This is a genomic window from Streptococcus hepaticus (assembly GCF_043656315.1).
In the GTDB taxonomy this organism is placed as follows: Bacteria; Bacillota; Bacilli; order Lactobacillales; family Streptococcaceae; genus Streptococcus; species Streptococcus hepaticus.
Genome location: NZ_JBINIY010000008.1, coordinates 1 through 16,083, shown reverse-complemented (window position 1 = coordinate 16,083; position 16,083 = coordinate 1). Strand labels below are relative to the sequence as shown.

The following is a 16,083-nucleotide window of genomic DNA, read 5'->3' as shown; positions in this document are numbered from 1 at the left end:
AAATGATATCAGTAAAAAGGAGCTATTCTCTTTCGTGGGAATAGCTCCTTTTCTTTTTACCAAATAAATGCACACTCGCTTTTGTCCTCATCCCCCCTTCAAGTCTAATCTTGAACACTTGTATGTGTAAGACTTGGTCTTTTTGTTTGCGCTTACAAATTCTATAATAAGCCTATAGAAAACATTTTAAAAAGGAGCGGAAATAATGGATACACTCTTAATTCCTCTAAATTGGTTCTCCACCAATATCTTGCAAAACCCAGCTTTCTTCGTGGGTCTCCTGGTGTTGATTGGCTACATTCTCTTGAAAAAGCCAGCTCATGAAGTCTTCGCAGGTTTTGTCAAAGCAACCGTTGGTTACTTGATTTTGAACGTTGGTGCGGGTGGTTTGGTGAACACCTTCCGTCCTATCTTGGTCGCTCTTGCGAAAAAATTCAACTTGGAAGCAGCGGTTATTGATCCTTACTTTGGTTTGGCCGCAGCCAATGCCAAGTTGGAGGATATGGGCTTCATCAGTGTGGCAACAACAGCTCTCTTGATTGGTTTTGGGGTTAATATCCTCTTGGTAGCTCTTCGTAAAGTAACAAAGGTTCGTACCTTGTTTATCACAGGTCACATCATGGTGCAACAAGCGGCGACTATCTCTGTTTTTGTCCTTCTCTTGATTCCGCAATTGCAAAATGCCTTCGGTGCTTGGGCGGTTGGTATCATCTGTGGTCTTTACTGGGCGGTCAGCTCCAATATGACAGTGGAACCAACTCAACGCTTAACCGGCGGCGGTGGATTCGCTATTGGTCACCAACAGCAATTTGCCATCTGGTTTGTGGACAAAGTAGCACCATTCTTCGGTAAAAAAGAAGAAAACTTGGACAATTTAAAATTGCCAACTTTCCTCAATATCTTCCATGATACGGTGGTAGCGTCTGCGACTCTCATGTTGGTCTTCTTCGGAGGAATCTTGGCTCTCCTCGGCCCAGAACTCATGTCCAACGCAGAATTGATTGGTCCAGGGGCATACGTGCCAGCCAAATCCTTCTTCATGTATGTCTTGCAAACCTCTCTGACTTTCTCTGTTTATCTTTTCATCTTGATGCAAGGTGTGCGCATGTTCGTTGCAGAATTGACCAATGCCTTCCAAGGGATTTCAAACAAATTGCTTCCAGGTTCCTTCCCAGCTGTGGACGTTGCAGCCTCTTATGGTTTCGGTTCTTCAAATGCTGTTCTTTCAGGATTTGCCTTTGGTTTGATCGGTCAATTGATCACTATTGCGCTCTTGGTTATCTTCAAAAATCCAATCCTGATTATCACCGGTTTCGTACCAGTATTCTTCGATAATGCAGCGATTGCGGTGTACGCAGACAAACGCGGTGGTTGGAAAGCAGCAGTTGCTTTGTCATTCATCTCAGGGATTATTCAAGTAGCAGTTGGTGCTGTTGCAGTAGCGCTTCTTGGTTTGACAGGTGGTTACCACGGAAATATCGACTTGGCTATTCCATGGGTAGGATTTGGATACATTTTCAAATACCTTGGTATTGCAGGTTACGTCCTTGTCTGTCTCTTCTTCTTGGCAATTCCACAATTGCAATTCATGAAGGCCAAAGACAAAGAAGCTTACTACCGTGGAGAAGCTCAATAAGTCTCCAATCAACAAAATAGCTCTGCTATGTTATTAAAATATAAGTGAGGAAAGAATAATGGTGAAAGTATTAACCGCATGTGGAAATGGCATGGGATCATCAATGGTCATTAAAATGAAAGTCGAAAAAGCTCTTCGCGAGTTAGGAGTGACGGATATCCAGTCAGCATCTTGCTCAGTTGGTGAAGCCAAAGGATTGGCTTCTGGCTACGATATCGTAGTCGCTTCAAATCACCTGATTCATGAATTGGATGGTCGTACAAATGGTAAATTGGTAGGACTTGACAATCTCATGGATGACAATGAAATCAAAACAAAATTAAGCGAAGTGTTATAAGTAAGGAGCGGGAGCCAACCAGCTCCTTATCCTATATCCTAATTTAGAAAGTGAGCGATTATGAACTTAAAATCTTCTTTTATTGAGAATAATTCCATTCGTTTGGGGTTGACGGCTGAAACATGGCAAGAAGCGGTTCACAAAGCAGTGGAACCGTTGATGGATAGCGGAGCTGCAACAGAAGAATACTACGATGCTATTATTGCTTCAACAGAAGAATATGGTCCCTATTATATTTTGATGCCAGGTATGGCTATGCCCCATGCGCAGGCGGGTATCGGTGTTTTGAAGGATTCATTTGCCTTGATTACCCTAACTAAGCCAGTAACCTTTTCAGATGGTAAGGAAGTGTCTGTGCTCTTGACCTTGGCAGCTACAGATCCGAAAATTCATACATCTGTAGCCATCCCGCAGATTATTGCCCTCTTTGAATTGGATAATTCCATCGAACGTTTGGTGGCTTGCCAAACACCAGAAGAAGTCTTGGCCATGGTCGAAGAATCAAAGAATAGCCCTTATTTAGAAGGCTTTGATTTGGAAAGCTAAGAGTTACGTAAAAGAATATCTTTCTGTATATCTGACAAAATCGAATAGGGGCTACGGATATCTGCAAACAGATAGACAGGACCTAGACCCAAGCGCCTGCGGGTTGGTCTTCTACTTTGCGATTGTCTGTTTGACGCCCTTTGTAGCTTACTTTGAAAGGAAAAAAGAATGACAACACATATCCCAAATTTACAAGTGGCTTTGGACCACTCTGATTTACAAGGTGCCGTTAAGGCTGCCGTGGCAGTTGGCCATGAAGTAGACGTGATTGAAGCAGGCACGGTCTGCTTGTTGCAAGTAGGTTCAGAACTTGTCGAAGTTCTGCGCAGCTTATTTCCAGAAAAAATCATCGTAGCAGACACCAAATGTGCAGACGCTGGTGGCACAGTTGCTAAAAATAATGCAGTGCGCGGGGCTGACTGGATGACCTGTATCTGCTGCGCTACGCTTCCGACTATGGAAGCGGCCTTGAAAGCCATCACTGAAGTGCGCGGGGACCGTGGTGAAATCCAAATAGAGCTCTACGGAGACTGGACTTTTGAGCAAGCCCAACTCTGGCTGGACGCTGGCATTTCCCAAGCTATCTACCACCAATCCCGCGATGCCCTTCTTGCTGGCGAAACATGGGGTGAAAAAGATCTCAATAAAGTCAAAAAACTCATTGATATGGGCTTCCGTGTATCGGTGACAGGCGGTCTTGATGTGAATACCTTGAAACTTTTTGAAGGGGTGGATGTCTTCACCTTTATCGCAGGTCGTGGCATTACCGAAGCTGCTGATCCAGCGGCGGCAGCGCGTGCATTTAAAGACGAAATTCGTCGCATTTGGGGGTGAGGACTATGAGCCGTCCCATCGGTATTTATGAAAAGGCGACGCCTAAGCAGTTCACTTGGCTAGAGCGTCTCTATTTTGCGAAGGAACTTGGGTTTGATTTTGTGGAAATGTCTGTGGATGAGTCGGATGATCGTCTGGCTCGTCTGGACTGGACCAAGGCAGAGCGCCTAGAGATTGTCAAAGCCATTTATGAGACAGGTGTGCGTATTCCGACCATTTGTTTTTCTGGACATCGCCGGTATCCGCTTGGTTCCGATAATCCAGAAATAGAAGCCAAATCGCTCGAACTCATGAAAAAATGTATTGAGTTGGCGCAGGACTTGGGTGTTCGGACCATTCAGCTGGCTGGCTACGACGTCTACTACGAAGAAAAATCGCCTGAAACCCGCGCACGCTTTCTCAAAAATCTGAGAAAATCCTGCGACTGGGCCGAAGAAGCTCAGGTCATGCTGTCCATCGAAATCATGGATGATCCATTCATCAATTCTATCGAAAAATACTTGGCGGTGGAAAAGGAAATCGATTCACCTTACCTCTTCGTCTACCCTGATACAGGAAATGTATCTGCTTGGCACAATGACTTGTGGAGTGAATTTTACAATGGTCACAAATCAATCGCTGCACTGCATTTGAAAGATACTTACGCGGTAACAGAGACGTCAAAAGGACAATTCCGCGATGTGCCGTTTGGCCAAGGTTGCGTGGACTGGGAAGAGATGTTTGCTGTTATCAAGAAGACCAATTATAATGGCCCATTTTTGATTGAAATGTGGTCAGAAAATTGTGAAATGGTTGAGGAGACTCGAGCTGCTATAGAAGAAGCACAAGCTTTCCTTTATCCATTGATTGAGAAAGCGGGGTTGAAGTAAAATGCCAAAAAATTTACAAGAAATGCGCGAGCGTGTCTGCGCTGCTAATAAATCCTTGCCAGAACATGGTCTGGTCAAATTTACATGGGGCAATGTCTCAGAAGTTTGCCGTGAATTGGGTCGAATTGTCATCAAACCCTCGGGTGTCGACTATGAGACATTAACCCCAGAAAATATGGTGGTGACAGACTTAAACGGAAATGTAGTAGAAGGGGCCCTCAATCCATCTTCTGACCTGCCAACCCATGTGCAACTCTACAAGGCTTGGCCAGAAGTGGGGGGCATTGTCCATACGCATTCAACAGAAGCAGTTGGTTGGGCACAAGCAGGGCGTGATATTCCATTTTACGGAACAACGCATGCGGATTACTTCTATGGTCCTGTGCCATGCGCGCGTTCATTGACCACCGAGGAAGTAGACGCTGCCTACGAAGAAGAAACAGGAACGGTGATTATTGAAGAGTTCACCCGTCGAGGATTGGACCCAATGGCGGTGCCAGGTATCGTGGTGCGCAACCATGGACCGTTCACCTGGGGCAAAGACCCAGCGCAAGCAGTTTATCACTCAGTTGTCTTAGAAGAAGTGGCTCGCATGAACCGCTATACTGAGCAAATCAACCCTCGCGTAGAGTCAGCTCCTAGATACATCATGGACAAGCATTATCTGCGCAAGCATGGACCGAATGCCTACTATGGACAAAAGGGTGATAGCCACTAGAAAGGAAATGGCTTTGAAAAGTAGCGTTAGTGCCCTGCTTTTCTTTGCCATTTTTCTTCTAATATCAGTGAAAGACAGTTTTCTGTTACGGAATCATCATTTATTATAGTGTTGAGAGCGGTTTCTCTTTTTGGTAAAATAGAAAGTACATTTGTTAGGAAAGGTGATTGGATGATTGTTTTAGATAAAAAAAGCTATGCCCTCCTCTCTTATCTGATCCAGCTGGAAATGCCCGAGACAATCATGAAAATCTCAAAAAACTTAGGCCAATCTCGCAGGAAGATTTATTATCATTTGGAAAAGATTAACGATTCGTTGCCCGATGGTATACAGGAAGTCGTTGCCTATCCACGCATTGGGCTTATTTTATCTGAGGAGCAAAAAAAGGCCTGTCAAGACTTGATGGAGGGAATAGATTCCTACCATTATGTCATGAATGCTGAGGAGCGGATGCTCTTGCTCTTGACCTATATCGCGGTAGCCCAAGAGCGCGTGACGATTGAAAAGATGATGCAGTTGGTGGAGGTGTCAAGAAATACCATTCTCAATGACTTGACGGTCATTCGGGAGCGTCTGTCTCAGGAACAATACTGTTTGCAGCTCAAAGTGACCAAGTTGAAGGGCTATTATCTAGAAGGACATCCCTTGTCCGCTATTCAATACACTTATCGCTTGATGGATGTGTTGCTGACGGTGGGAACGAATCACTACATTAACCTAGCCAGAGAAAAATTGGAGACCATTCCGTCTCATGCAGCGTTTTTCTCCGCCGACCGAACGGCCTTTTTACGCCAACAGATTGATGGCTTGGTGGGGCTTCTGGGGAAAAAAATTAGTCCACAGGACAGTTGGAAATTGGTCAATATTTTGCCCTATCTGTGGATGACTTACCAAAATATGGACTTGAGCGCAGCAGAAAAAGCAGATGTGCTAGCTGATTTTTCACCCGCGGAGCAGCGCTTAGAATACCAAGTAGCAGCCAAAATTGCAGAGAATTTCCAAGAAGAATTTGTGCTTGAGTTGGATGAGATTGAGACATGCATCATTGCCATGCTGCTCTTGTCTTTTCGCAAAGATCGCGACGTCCATGTTTCCAGTCATGATTTTGACGGGATTCGGACAAGTTTGGCGCGCTTCATTGAAAAGATTACGGAGGATTATCAGCTGACGTTTGAAAATTCAGCGGAGCTTCTTGACCAGCTTGTGCGGCATTGTAAGGCTTTGCTTTATCGGAAAACCTACGGTATATTCTCGACAAACCCAATCACCGCCTTAATTCAGGAAGAATACGGTCAACTCTTTTATGTGACAAAAGCCTGTATTCCCTTGCTGGAGGAAGATTGGCAGCTTGAGCTCTCAGACGATGATATCGCCTATATCACCATCCATCTAGGGGCCGAATTAAAGTCTGCTCCTGTGGAGGAAAAGAAGGTGCATGTGATGCTGGTCTGCGATGAAGTCCTAGCGGTGCGCAAGCTCTTTCTCAAACAATGCCAGCAAGCCCTGCCCATGGTCACCATCGACGCGGTGTTCACCACTGAACAATTGAACAGCGTTCGGGATATCCTAACATCGGACCTCGTCATTTCTACGAGTGATGGCATTGATTCGCCTGTGCCCATGTTGATCACCAAAGCGATTTTGACGGATGATGAAATGATCCGCATTATTTCTTTTGTAGACAGCCAAGGAAAACGGCAAGAAGAAGATTTTTCGCAACGGCTGGATTATATCATCGCTGGATTTGTCAAAGACAAGCAAGAATCCTATGTCCTGCGACGGGAAATCGAAAAAATTTTTAGAGAAGAACTCTTGTCCGAAATGACATTTGTTCGCCACAATAATTAAAGGGGAGCCTCGACAGTCGTCGAGGATTTTTTAGTGGGTGAAAGCAGTATCTGAAATCGGTCCACTTTTGTACACACTCCTGTGTGTGACTTGGTCTTTTTTGAAACCGTTTTTAGGGCTATACTAGGACTATAGAAAACATCAAAAAGTGTATTTTGGAGGAAATAAAATGGCTAAAGTACAAGATATTACCCGTGAATCTTGGATTCTTTCAACTTTCCCAGAATGGGGAACATGGCTCAATGAGGAAATTGAAGAAGAAGTAGTACCAGAAGGCAATTTTGCTATGTGGTGGCTGGGAAACTGCGGTGTCTGGGTCAAAACACCTGGCGGAGCCAACATTGTCATGGATCTCTGGTCAGCTCGCGGCAAATCCACTAAAAAAGTCAAAGATATGGTGCGTGGACACCAAATGGCCAACATGGCCGGTGTGCGTAAATTGCAACCAAATTTGCGCGTGCAGCCGATGGTCATCGACCCATTTGCCATCAACGAATTAGACTACTACTTGGTGTCTCATTTCCACAGTGATCACATTGATATCAATACTGCGGCAGCTATTGTCAACAATCCAAATCTGGACCATGTCAAATTTGTTGGACCATACGAATGTGGGGAAATCTGGAAAAAATGGGGTGTGTCGGAAGACCGCATCATCATTGTTAAACCGGGCGACAGCTTTGAATTCAAAGATATGAAAGTGACCGCTGTTGAATCCTTTGACCGCACTTGCTTGGTAACGCTCCCTGTTGACGGCGCAGATGCTCAGGATGATGAATTGGCTGGTCTTGCTGTGACGGACGAAGAAATGGCGCGCAAGGCTGTTAACTACGTCTTTGAAACACCTGGCGGAACCATTTACCACGGTGCGGATTCACATTTCTCCAATTACTTTGCCAAACATGGTCGTGACTTCAAGATCGATGTTGCACTCAACAATTATGGTGAAAATCCACTGGGAATCCAAGACAAGATGACCTCTATTGACTTGCTTCGCATGGCTGAAAATCTGCGTGCCAAGGTTATCATCCCCGTTCACTATGACATCTGGTCAAACTTTATGGCCTCAACAGATGAAATCCTTGAACTCTGGAAAATGCGCAAAGAGCGCCTTCAATATGACTTCCATCCATTTATCTGGGAAGTAGGCGGCAAGTACACCTACCCAATGGACAAAGACCGCATTGAGTACCACCACCCACGTGGCTTTGATGATTGCTTCCTAGAAGACTCCAATATTCAATTCAAAGCCTTGTTGTAATGGTTTAAATTACTCCCATTATGAGACGCTCTCCTATCTATTAGGGGAGTGTTTTTTCTCTCTAAAATAAAAAAGCCATTCGATTGAATGGCTTTTCTGCTGTTTTAGCAGCTTATTTATTAACATTTTCCCATTTCCAGCTTTGAACTTCTGGGATGTCATCACCGTGTTCACGGATATACTCTTTATGGTAAGCCACAGTTTCAGACATTTTAGCTGCAAATTCGCTTGCTGCATCACCTAAAACAGCGACTGCTGCGTCTTGAGCGAGGTGGAAGCGATCCAATTCAGACATGACACGCATATCGAATGGGGTTGTGATATCACCGTTTTCACGATAACCATGTACATGAAGATTGTGATTGTGACGAGTAAAGAAGATATCACGAATCATTCCTTCATAGGCGTGGAATGCAAAGATAACAGGTTTATCTGTTGTGAAGACTTTATCGAATTCTTCATCAGACAATCCGCGAGGATCTACATTTGGATGACGAAGTTTTAGAATATCGACAACGTTTACAAAGCGAATCTTCAACTCAGGGAAGGCTTTGTGTAAGATAGTAATGGCAGCGAGTGCTTCTAAGTTTGGCTCAGTACCTGCTGCTGCGAATACAACATCAGGTTCTTCATCAGCAGAAACTGTTGAAGCCCAATCGATGACTTTGTAGCCTTTTTCAACCAATTCAGTAGCTTCATCTACTGAGTAGAATTGAGGACGAGGATGTTTAGAAGTCACAATCAAGTTAATCTTATCCTCAGCTTTGAATGCTTTATCCATCACGGCTAACAAGCTGTTTGTGTCAGCTGGCAAATATTCACGGATGTATTCAGGAGTCTTTTCAGACAAGTGAGTCAAGATACCTGGATCTTGGTGAGTGTAACCGTTATGGTCTTGTTGGAATACTGTTGAAGTAGCAATCAAATTGAGCGCTGGGTAGTTTTTACGCCATGTAGTATGTGTCTTAGATTTGCGTAACCATTTGAAATGTTGGGTAATCATTGTATCAACAACGCGCAAGAATGATTCATATGAAGCGAAGAAACCATGACGTCCTGTTAAGACATAACCTTCCAACAAGCCTTCGGCTTGGTGTTCAGATAATTGTGAATCAATGACGCGACCAGCAGGTGACAACCATTCATCGTATGAAGCATCGCGACGGCCCATCCATTGGCGGTTAGTTTTCTTGAAGACTTCGTTGAGACGGTTAGATTTGCTTTCGTCAGGACCAAAGATACGGAAGTTGTCTGGATTGGCTTCGACTAAGTCGGCAGCATATTTACCAAATTCAATCATATCTTGTGCAACGATACTACCTGGAGTCTCGATAGCAAATGCATGTTTTTTCCAATCAGTGGTATCCATTGCTTTGATAACACCAGCGTTTGTGATTGGATTCATAGACATACGACGGTCACCTTTAGGTGAGATTTCAGCAATTTCAGGCAAGAGACGACCTTGGTCATCAAAGAGCTCTTCTGGGCGATAAGCTTTCAACCAGCCAAGAAGTGCATCAAGGTGTTCCATATGGTGTGCATCTACTGGGATTGGAACTTGGTGAGCACGCCAACCACCTTCGATTGGAGCCCCTTCCCATGATTTTGGACCTGTCCAACCTTTAGGGATACGTGCTACGATAACTGGCCAAGCAGGCATGGTAGCTTCTTCAGCAGAAGCTTTACGCGCTTCAGTTTGGATTGCTTTGATTTCTTCGATAGCTTGGTCTAATTTTTCAGCAAAATGAGCATGAGCAGCTGCATGGTCTTCTGCTAAGTCAACAACATTTGCAAAGATTGGTTTCCAACCAAGACCAGAGAAGAATTGCTCTAATTCTTCATTTGTTTTACGCTCAAGAATAGTTGGGTTGTGAATTTTACCACCATTGAGGTAGAGAATAGGCAAAACAGCACCATCGTTGACAGGGTTGATAAATGTATTGGCAAACCAACCAGCCATCAAAGGTCCAGTTTCAGCTTCCCCGTCACCAATAACAGTAGCAGCAATTACATCTGGATTATCAAGAATAGCACCTGTTGCGTGAGAAAGTGCGTAACCTAATTCACCACCTTCATGGATAGATCCTGGAGTTTCAGGAGCAGCGTGAGAAGCAATACCACCTGGGAAGGAGAAAATCTTACATAATTGTTTAAAACCTTCCTCAGTTTGCGGAATGTTTGGATTCAATTCAGTGTAGGAACCGTCAAGATAAGAATTAGATACCATGACTTGTCCGCCGTGACCAGGTCCTTCAATGTAGAACATGTCTGCATCGTATTTGTTAATGGCACGATTCAAGTGTGCATAGATGAAGTTTTGTCCTGGAACTGTTCCCCAGTGACCGATTGGGTGAGCCTTCAAATCAGCTTCTACTACTTCACGTTTCAGTAGAGGATTGTCTTTTAAATACATTTGGGCTGCAGAAATATAGTTTGCTGCACGCCACCAAGCATCGACCTTAGCAAGATACTCTTTCGAGTCAAAAATAGTTGTCATAACAAGACTCCTTAAATTGTAATTTGTTTCACAAGACGAATATACCATGTTCTTAAATGGAAGTCAAAGAAGGAAAAACATAAGAAAACCAATCAGGAAATTTTCATAAAAACGGAGAAAACAACATAAAACCTGGGTTTTTAAAGTATAATAAATAATTATATTTCACAAAATTTCACAACTTCCACATTAATGTGGAAGAAGGTTGACTTTAGTTTTGTAAGCGCTTGTAATATAATGACAATGTAACAGAGATGAGGAATAGAAATTGAACACAAGACAAATCAATATTCTCCGTGAATTATTGGCAGCCAATCAATATGTGACTGGCCAGGAGTTAGCAGCGAGGTATGGGATTTCTACTAAGACTGCTTATGCAGACTTAGTTGTCATCAATGATGAACTATTTCCCTTTAATGTTGAAATCGAGAAAAAACCTAGACACGGTATTCGATTGGAGTTGAATCCAGAACAAAAACGCCAAGTCCTTCATTTTTTAGAACAAAATCAGTTTGAACAATTAGATGAGACTTCTCAGTTTCAACGAGACTGTGAATTATTGAAAAAATTAGTTTTAGAAACGGAAGGGATTGATATTCTAGAATGGTCAACCACACACTTCATTAGTGAGGCTTCCATTCGAAGAGATTTTGAAAGGATTGAACAGCAATTGGCTCCTTACCATATTTCATTGGTTCGGAGAAGTGGTCAGTATTTTCTTAAAGCAAAGGAAGAGGCGATTCGTAAATTCTTCCGTAATTATCTGATTCAGCATTTTGATCTAAGTGAACAAGAAGTAAGAGAGGGGAGTCTGGATTTATTTTTTGATAGGGAAGAAATTGTTTCTACCATTGAAAATGTCAGCAAGTCTTCAACAGCTTATCACTATAGAACAGCTGAACAGTACAGTATCTACCTCGTCTTGGATTTGCTGATTAGTAGTCATCGCTACAGGAAAGGAAATCTGATCTCAGAGGCAACATCTACTATTATTGTAGAAGACTTACCACAATATGAAGTCTACGTAATAGCGGGTGAGTTGATGAGTAAGAGTGTAGGCATTTCAATGCAATTGATACCAGATGTAGAAATTCGTAATATTTGTTACACCCTTCTATCAGTTGGTTATGAATCACAATTGGTTGTCCAGTCAGATATTCAGCAAACGGTTAATCGTTTTATTGAACGGGTGGAGCGGCTTTCAGGGGTTGAATTTACCAAAGATGAACACTTGTATAAGATGCTTCTTAACCACATGCAACCGATGATTTATCGTTTGAAGAGTGGGATTAATATCCGCAATCAAATCACCGAAGATATTAAGTCACGCTATAGTGTTCTTTACTATATCGCATGGTTAGCTTCAAAGACGATTTCTGAGGAATACGATGTGGAAATGGTAGATGCCGAAATTGCTTTTCTGACCATCTATCTGGAAATATCTGTGGAAAAACTCAACAAACCACTCAATATTTATGTGATTTGTCCACATGGTCTCGCCACATCGGAATTGATTATGAATTCTCTGCGGAGAACTATTTCGAGTTTTGACTATTTGATGAAAATAGACTTGAAGGATTTAACAGCTGAAAAGATTGAACAAGCAGATTTAATCATTAGTTCCATTCAGCTAGATCATCTCGCCAAAAATTATATTCGAGTGAGCCCAATTGTCACAGATAAAGAATTGGAAATGCTTCAACAGACTTATTCTAGTCTCACAAAGGGAAACAGGAATATGTTATCTGCTATTCATGATAATGACGTCTTTTCAAAATCAGTTGTACTAGATTTATTGAATGGCAACATTCTTCTTAATCAGTCCTACAAAACGGTTGAAGAGTGTATAGAGGCGATGGTTAAAAAAACCTCTATAAAAAATCGAAAGAGTAAGAAGTTTTTACAATCCGTCTTGGCTCGTGAAAAGTTGGGTAGTACAAGTGTTTATACTGGAATTGCTTTACCACATGCAGATCCTGCAGTAGTCAAAGAATCTGAATTGGTGATGATGACCTTGGAAAAACCAATCCGTTGGGGACAAAATTTGATTAGTGTCGTTGTCTTGATTGCGATTGCAGAAGGCGATGACCAAATTTATAAAAATGCCTTGATTGGTTTATATTCCAAAATAGATACAACAGCCTACATTGACTTGCTCAGTGCTAGTCAAACAGAGGCAGAATTTATAGATCGACTATGATGTAGATTATAGAATAAGCGAAAGGAGTTGGTTCAATTTATGACTGAATCAATTAAATTGTCAAATTACTTGACAGAAAAATTAATTTTCACTGACAAAGCATTGGCGTCTAGTAGCGACTTGTTTCAAACAGTTCATGAGAAAGCCTTTGATTTGGGGTATGTACAAGAAGATTTTCTACCTCGTGTAACAGCTCGTGAAGCAACCTTCCCTACGGGAATTCAGTTAGAAAACATCGGGGTTGCAATTCCCCATACAGATGCAGAGTGTATCTTGAATGAATTTGTTGCAATTGTCATCAACAAAGAACCTGTTGAGTTCAAAAGTATGGAGGACATTGAGCAATCCGTTGAAGCTAGCATTGTGTTTGTTCTTGGATTAAACCAACCGCATGCTCAACTCGAGATGCTTCAATCCCTTATGGGATTGTTGCAAAACGATGAAATTCTAACAACCCTTCGTCAAGCCACCTCGGCAGAAGAAGTTCTTACTATTGTTAAACAAAATAATTTATAAATAAATAATAAAGGAGACCATTATTATGGCAAAAATTAAAGTTCTCGTAGCGTGTGGCGCTGGTATCGCTACATCAACAGTTGTAATGAAGAAAATTGAAGACTTGTTTAAGAACAACAAGATTGATGCAGAATTTACGCAAATTAAAATTGCAGAAGCTGCTTCAAAACAAGCAACACATGACATGTTGATCACAACAACAATGTTGCCAACTACATACGATATTCCAGCAATTAAAGCAATGGCTTTCTTGACAGGAATTAACCAAGCAAAAGTTGAGCAAGAAATTCTGGACACTGTTGCACAAATTCAAGCTAATAAATAGGTTGAAGCAATTTACTTAGGTATCATAATAAAAAATTAAAAAAAGGAGTAGTTATGGATACATTAACTAATGTCGTTCAAGGGATCTTGAACATGGGATCAAGCGTAGTGCTCCCAATCATCATCTTCGTTTTGGCAATGGTTTTCCGTGTGCCATTGAAAAATGCCATCACATCTGGTTTAACAGTTGGTATTGGTATGTTGGGGATCAACCTCGTATTGGGTCTCTTGTCTGATAACGTTGGACCTGCTGCACAAGCAATGGTTGAACACATGGGACTTAATTTGACAGTCGTTGACGTAGGTTGGCCAGGTGTGGCAGCCGCTACATGGGCTCAACCAATTGCAGCAGTAATGATTCCAGTTGTTTTGGTTGTGAACTTGATTATGTTGGCTTTCAACTGGACGAAAACATTGAACATCGATATCTGGAACTACTGGCATATGTCAGCTGCAGCAGCAACTGGTTATATTGTAACTGGTAACTTCTTCTGGGGTATTGTTTGTGGTGTTATTTACACAGTTATCGTTCAAATCGTTGCAGATAAAACAGCACCATATGTTCAAGAATACTATGGTCTTGAAGGGGTATCTCTTTCTACAGGTTCTGCACAAGGTTATGCCCTCATTGGTATTCCTGTTGCGTGGGCAGTTAGCAAAATTCCAGGTCTTGGAAAATTGGACGTGGAACCAGAAACAATTCAAAAACGTTTTGGTATCTTTGGTGAACCAATGATTATGGGTATCATCATTGGTATGGCTCTAGCTATTCTTGGCGGCTACGATCTTACAAAAATTCTTCAAACTGGTATGGCAATGGGGGCTGTTATGTTCATCTTGCCACGTATGGTTAAAATTTTGATGGAAGGTTTGATTCCTATCCAAGAAGCAGCTCAAGCAATGCTTCAAAAACGTTATGGCGATCGTGAAATCTATCTTGGTATGGATGCGGCTCTTGCAACTGGTTCACCAGCAGCCCTTTCAACAGGTCTCTTAATGGTACCAATTACACTCTTTATCGCTGTTATTCTACCTGGTAACCGTGTACTTCCATTTGCAGACTTGGCAACTATTCCATTCTTTGCAGCCTTGGTAGTTCCAACACGTAAAGGTAATATCCTTCACTCAGTAATCGCTTTGACAGTTACAATTACACTCGCTTTGTGGATGGCAACTGACTTTGCACCAGTATTGACTCAAATGGCTGAAGGGGTTATCAAATTCCCAGAAGGCGCTTCTCTTGTAACAAACTTCGATACAGGTGGTAACGTCTTGAACTGGATTTTCTTGGCACTTTCTCGATTGGTACAATCAATCTTCTAAGCAATTAGTATTTAAAAATAAAGGCATTTTCTAAACGAAATTCGAGGTAAAATAATGAGTATTCCTGAAAAAATGATGGGTGTCTTCAAAACAGAACCCGGATATGACAAAATGGACTTTCTTGAATTGGATGTCCCAAAAGCAGTAGATGATAAAGTTTTAATCAAAGTTGCATTTACAGGAATCTGTGGCTCAGATATCCACACTTTCAAAGGTGAATACAATAACCCAGCAACACCAGTCGTGCTTGGACACGAATTCGCAGGTGAAGTTGTTGCGGTTGGAGACAAGGTAACCAAGGTTAAAGTTGGGGACCGTGTAACGAGTGAAACAACTTTTGAAACAAGCACAGATATTTATACTCATGACAAACAATATAATCTTGCCATGAAACGTAAAGGTATTGGAACCCAGCAAAATGGTTCTATGGCAAAATACGTTTTAGCACGTGAAGAAAGCATTCATATTTTACCAGATACACTTAGTTACGAAGGTGCAGCAATGACAGAGCCATTGGCTTGTTGTGTACATGCTATGTACCAAAAGAGCCAGTTATCACTTCATGATAAAATTATCATCATGGGGCCTGGTCCAATTGGCCTCTTCCTCTTGCAAATTGCGAAAGAAATTGGTGCCTTTGTTATTATGACTGGTATCACTCAAGATGCTGACCGCTTGGCTTTTGCTAAGGAGTTGGGAGCAGATGTTGTGGTGGATACCATGAAAGAAGATTTAGCAGAAATCGTCTACAAATATACGGATGGTTACGGTGTTGATAAGGCATATGATGCATCTGGAGCGGCACCTGCTGTAAACCAAGTATTGCCATTGATGAAAAAACGTGGTCAGTTTGTCCAAGTTGGACTATTTGCTAAAAAATACATCGAATTGGATACAGAATCTATCATTCAACGTGAAATTGAATACATTGGTTCTCGTTCTCAAAATCCGTTCGACTGGCCGATCGCTATTCACTTGCTTGACAAGGGAGCGATTGATATTGATAAGATGATTACGAAGAAATTCCCGCTAGAAGAATGGCGTACAGCTTTTGAAGCCGTTATGGGTGGTAAAGAATTCAAAGTAATGATTGAATCAAATCCAGGTGAGTTTTAAATAAGACACCATTGAGGTGGATTGAACTCCTTATATCCGCTGGATATGAGGAGTTTTC

The 16,083-nt window shown here is 42.1% G+C and carries 14 protein-coding genes; 13 read left to right on the top strand and 1 reads right to left on the bottom strand.

Features of this window, described 5'->3' with window-relative positions:
• The first annotated feature begins 205 nt into the window (after nt 1–205).
• The 8 genes from ACHUFA_RS07325 (at nt 206) to ulaG (ending at nt 8,049) form a co-directional block, all read left to right on the top strand.
• Nucleotides 206–1,636, top strand: coding sequence for a PTS sugar transporter subunit IIC (locus ACHUFA_RS07325; protein ID WP_222348798.1), 1,431 nt, complete (start codon nt 206–208; stop codon nt 1,634–1,636).
• 58 nt (nt 1,637–1,694) lie between these two features.
• Nucleotides 1,695–1,973: a PTS sugar transporter subunit IIB gene (locus ACHUFA_RS07320; protein ID WP_222348796.1), complete on the top strand. Its 279-nt coding sequence runs from the start codon at nt 1,695–1,697 to the stop codon at nt 1,971–1,973.
• 60 nt (nt 1,974–2,033) lie between these two features.
• A complete protein-coding gene (locus tag ACHUFA_RS07315) occupies nt 2,034–2,519 on the top strand; it encodes a PTS sugar transporter subunit IIA (protein WP_222348795.1) in 486 nt (161 codons plus the stop codon).
• 168 nt (nt 2,520–2,687) lie between these two features.
• Complete coding sequence (locus ACHUFA_RS07310; protein WP_222348793.1) at nt 2,688–3,353, top strand: 3-keto-L-gulonate-6-phosphate decarboxylase UlaD; 666 nt, start codon at nt 2,688–2,690, stop codon at nt 3,351–3,353.
• Between the two features lie 5 nt (nt 3,354–3,358).
• Entirely contained in the window at nt 3,359–4,222 is an 864-nt protein-coding gene (locus tag ACHUFA_RS07305) for an L-ribulose-5-phosphate 3-epimerase (protein WP_394405306.1), read from the top strand.
• 1 nt (nt 4,223) lies between these two features.
• Nucleotides 4,224–4,940: an L-ribulose-5-phosphate 4-epimerase gene (locus ACHUFA_RS07300; RefSeq protein WP_222348789.1), complete on the top strand. Its 717-nt coding sequence runs from the start codon at nt 4,224–4,226 to the stop codon at nt 4,938–4,940.
• Between the two features lie 171 nt (nt 4,941–5,111).
• The gene (locus tag ACHUFA_RS07295) at nt 5,112–6,788 is read left to right on the top strand and encodes a BglG family transcription antiterminator (protein WP_222348787.1); all 1,677 of its coding nucleotides are present in this window, start codon (nt 5,112–5,114) and stop codon (nt 6,786–6,788) included.
• A 169-nt stretch (nt 6,789–6,957) separates the two neighbouring features.
• Nucleotides 6,958–8,049, top strand: coding sequence for an L-ascorbate 6-phosphate lactonase (gene ulaG / locus ACHUFA_RS07290; protein ID WP_394405305.1), 1,092 nt, complete (start codon nt 6,958–6,960; stop codon nt 8,047–8,049).
• A 112-nt stretch (nt 8,050–8,161) separates the two neighbouring features.
• Here the strand turns inward: ulaG and ACHUFA_RS07285 are convergent, their stop codons facing one another.
• Nucleotides 8,162–10,546 carry a phosphoketolase family protein gene (locus tag ACHUFA_RS07285; protein ID WP_222348783.1) on the bottom strand — a complete coding sequence of 795 codons (2,385 nt, stop codon included), beginning with the start codon at nt 10,544–10,546 and terminating at the stop codon, nt 8,162–8,164.
• 268 nt (nt 10,547–10,814) lie between these two features.
• On the opposite strand from ACHUFA_RS07285, the gene ACHUFA_RS07280 reads away from it, so the two are divergent.
• Genes ACHUFA_RS07280 through ACHUFA_RS07260 form a run of 5 tightly spaced genes read left to right on the top strand, consistent with a single transcriptional unit; the run spans nt 10,815 to nt 16,025 of the window.
• The gene (locus ACHUFA_RS07280; RefSeq protein WP_222348782.1) at nt 10,815–12,746 is read left to right on the top strand and encodes a BglG family transcription antiterminator; all 1,932 of its coding nucleotides are present in this window, start codon (nt 10,815–10,817) and stop codon (nt 12,744–12,746) included.
• Nucleotides 12,747–12,785: 39 nt separating this feature from the next.
• The gene (locus tag ACHUFA_RS07275; protein WP_394405304.1) at nt 12,786–13,262 is read left to right on the top strand and encodes a PTS sugar transporter subunit IIA; all 477 of its coding nucleotides are present in this window, start codon (nt 12,786–12,788) and stop codon (nt 13,260–13,262) included.
• A 25-nt stretch (nt 13,263–13,287) separates the two neighbouring features.
• The gene (locus tag ACHUFA_RS07270) at nt 13,288–13,587 is read left to right on the top strand and encodes a PTS sugar transporter subunit IIB (RefSeq protein ID WP_222348778.1); all 300 of its coding nucleotides are present in this window, start codon (nt 13,288–13,290) and stop codon (nt 13,585–13,587) included.
• A gap of 53 nt (nt 13,588–13,640) precedes the next feature.
• Nucleotides 13,641–14,909, top strand: coding sequence for a PTS galactitol transporter subunit IIC (locus ACHUFA_RS07265; RefSeq protein ID WP_222348776.1), 1,269 nt, complete (start codon nt 13,641–13,643; stop codon nt 14,907–14,909).
• Between the two features lie 54 nt (nt 14,910–14,963).
• On the top strand, nt 14,964–16,025 hold the full coding sequence (locus ACHUFA_RS07260) for a zinc-binding dehydrogenase (protein WP_222348775.1): 1,062 nt from the start codon (nt 14,964–14,966) through the stop codon (nt 16,023–16,025).
• The last annotated feature ends 58 nt before the right edge of the window (nt 16,026–16,083 follow it).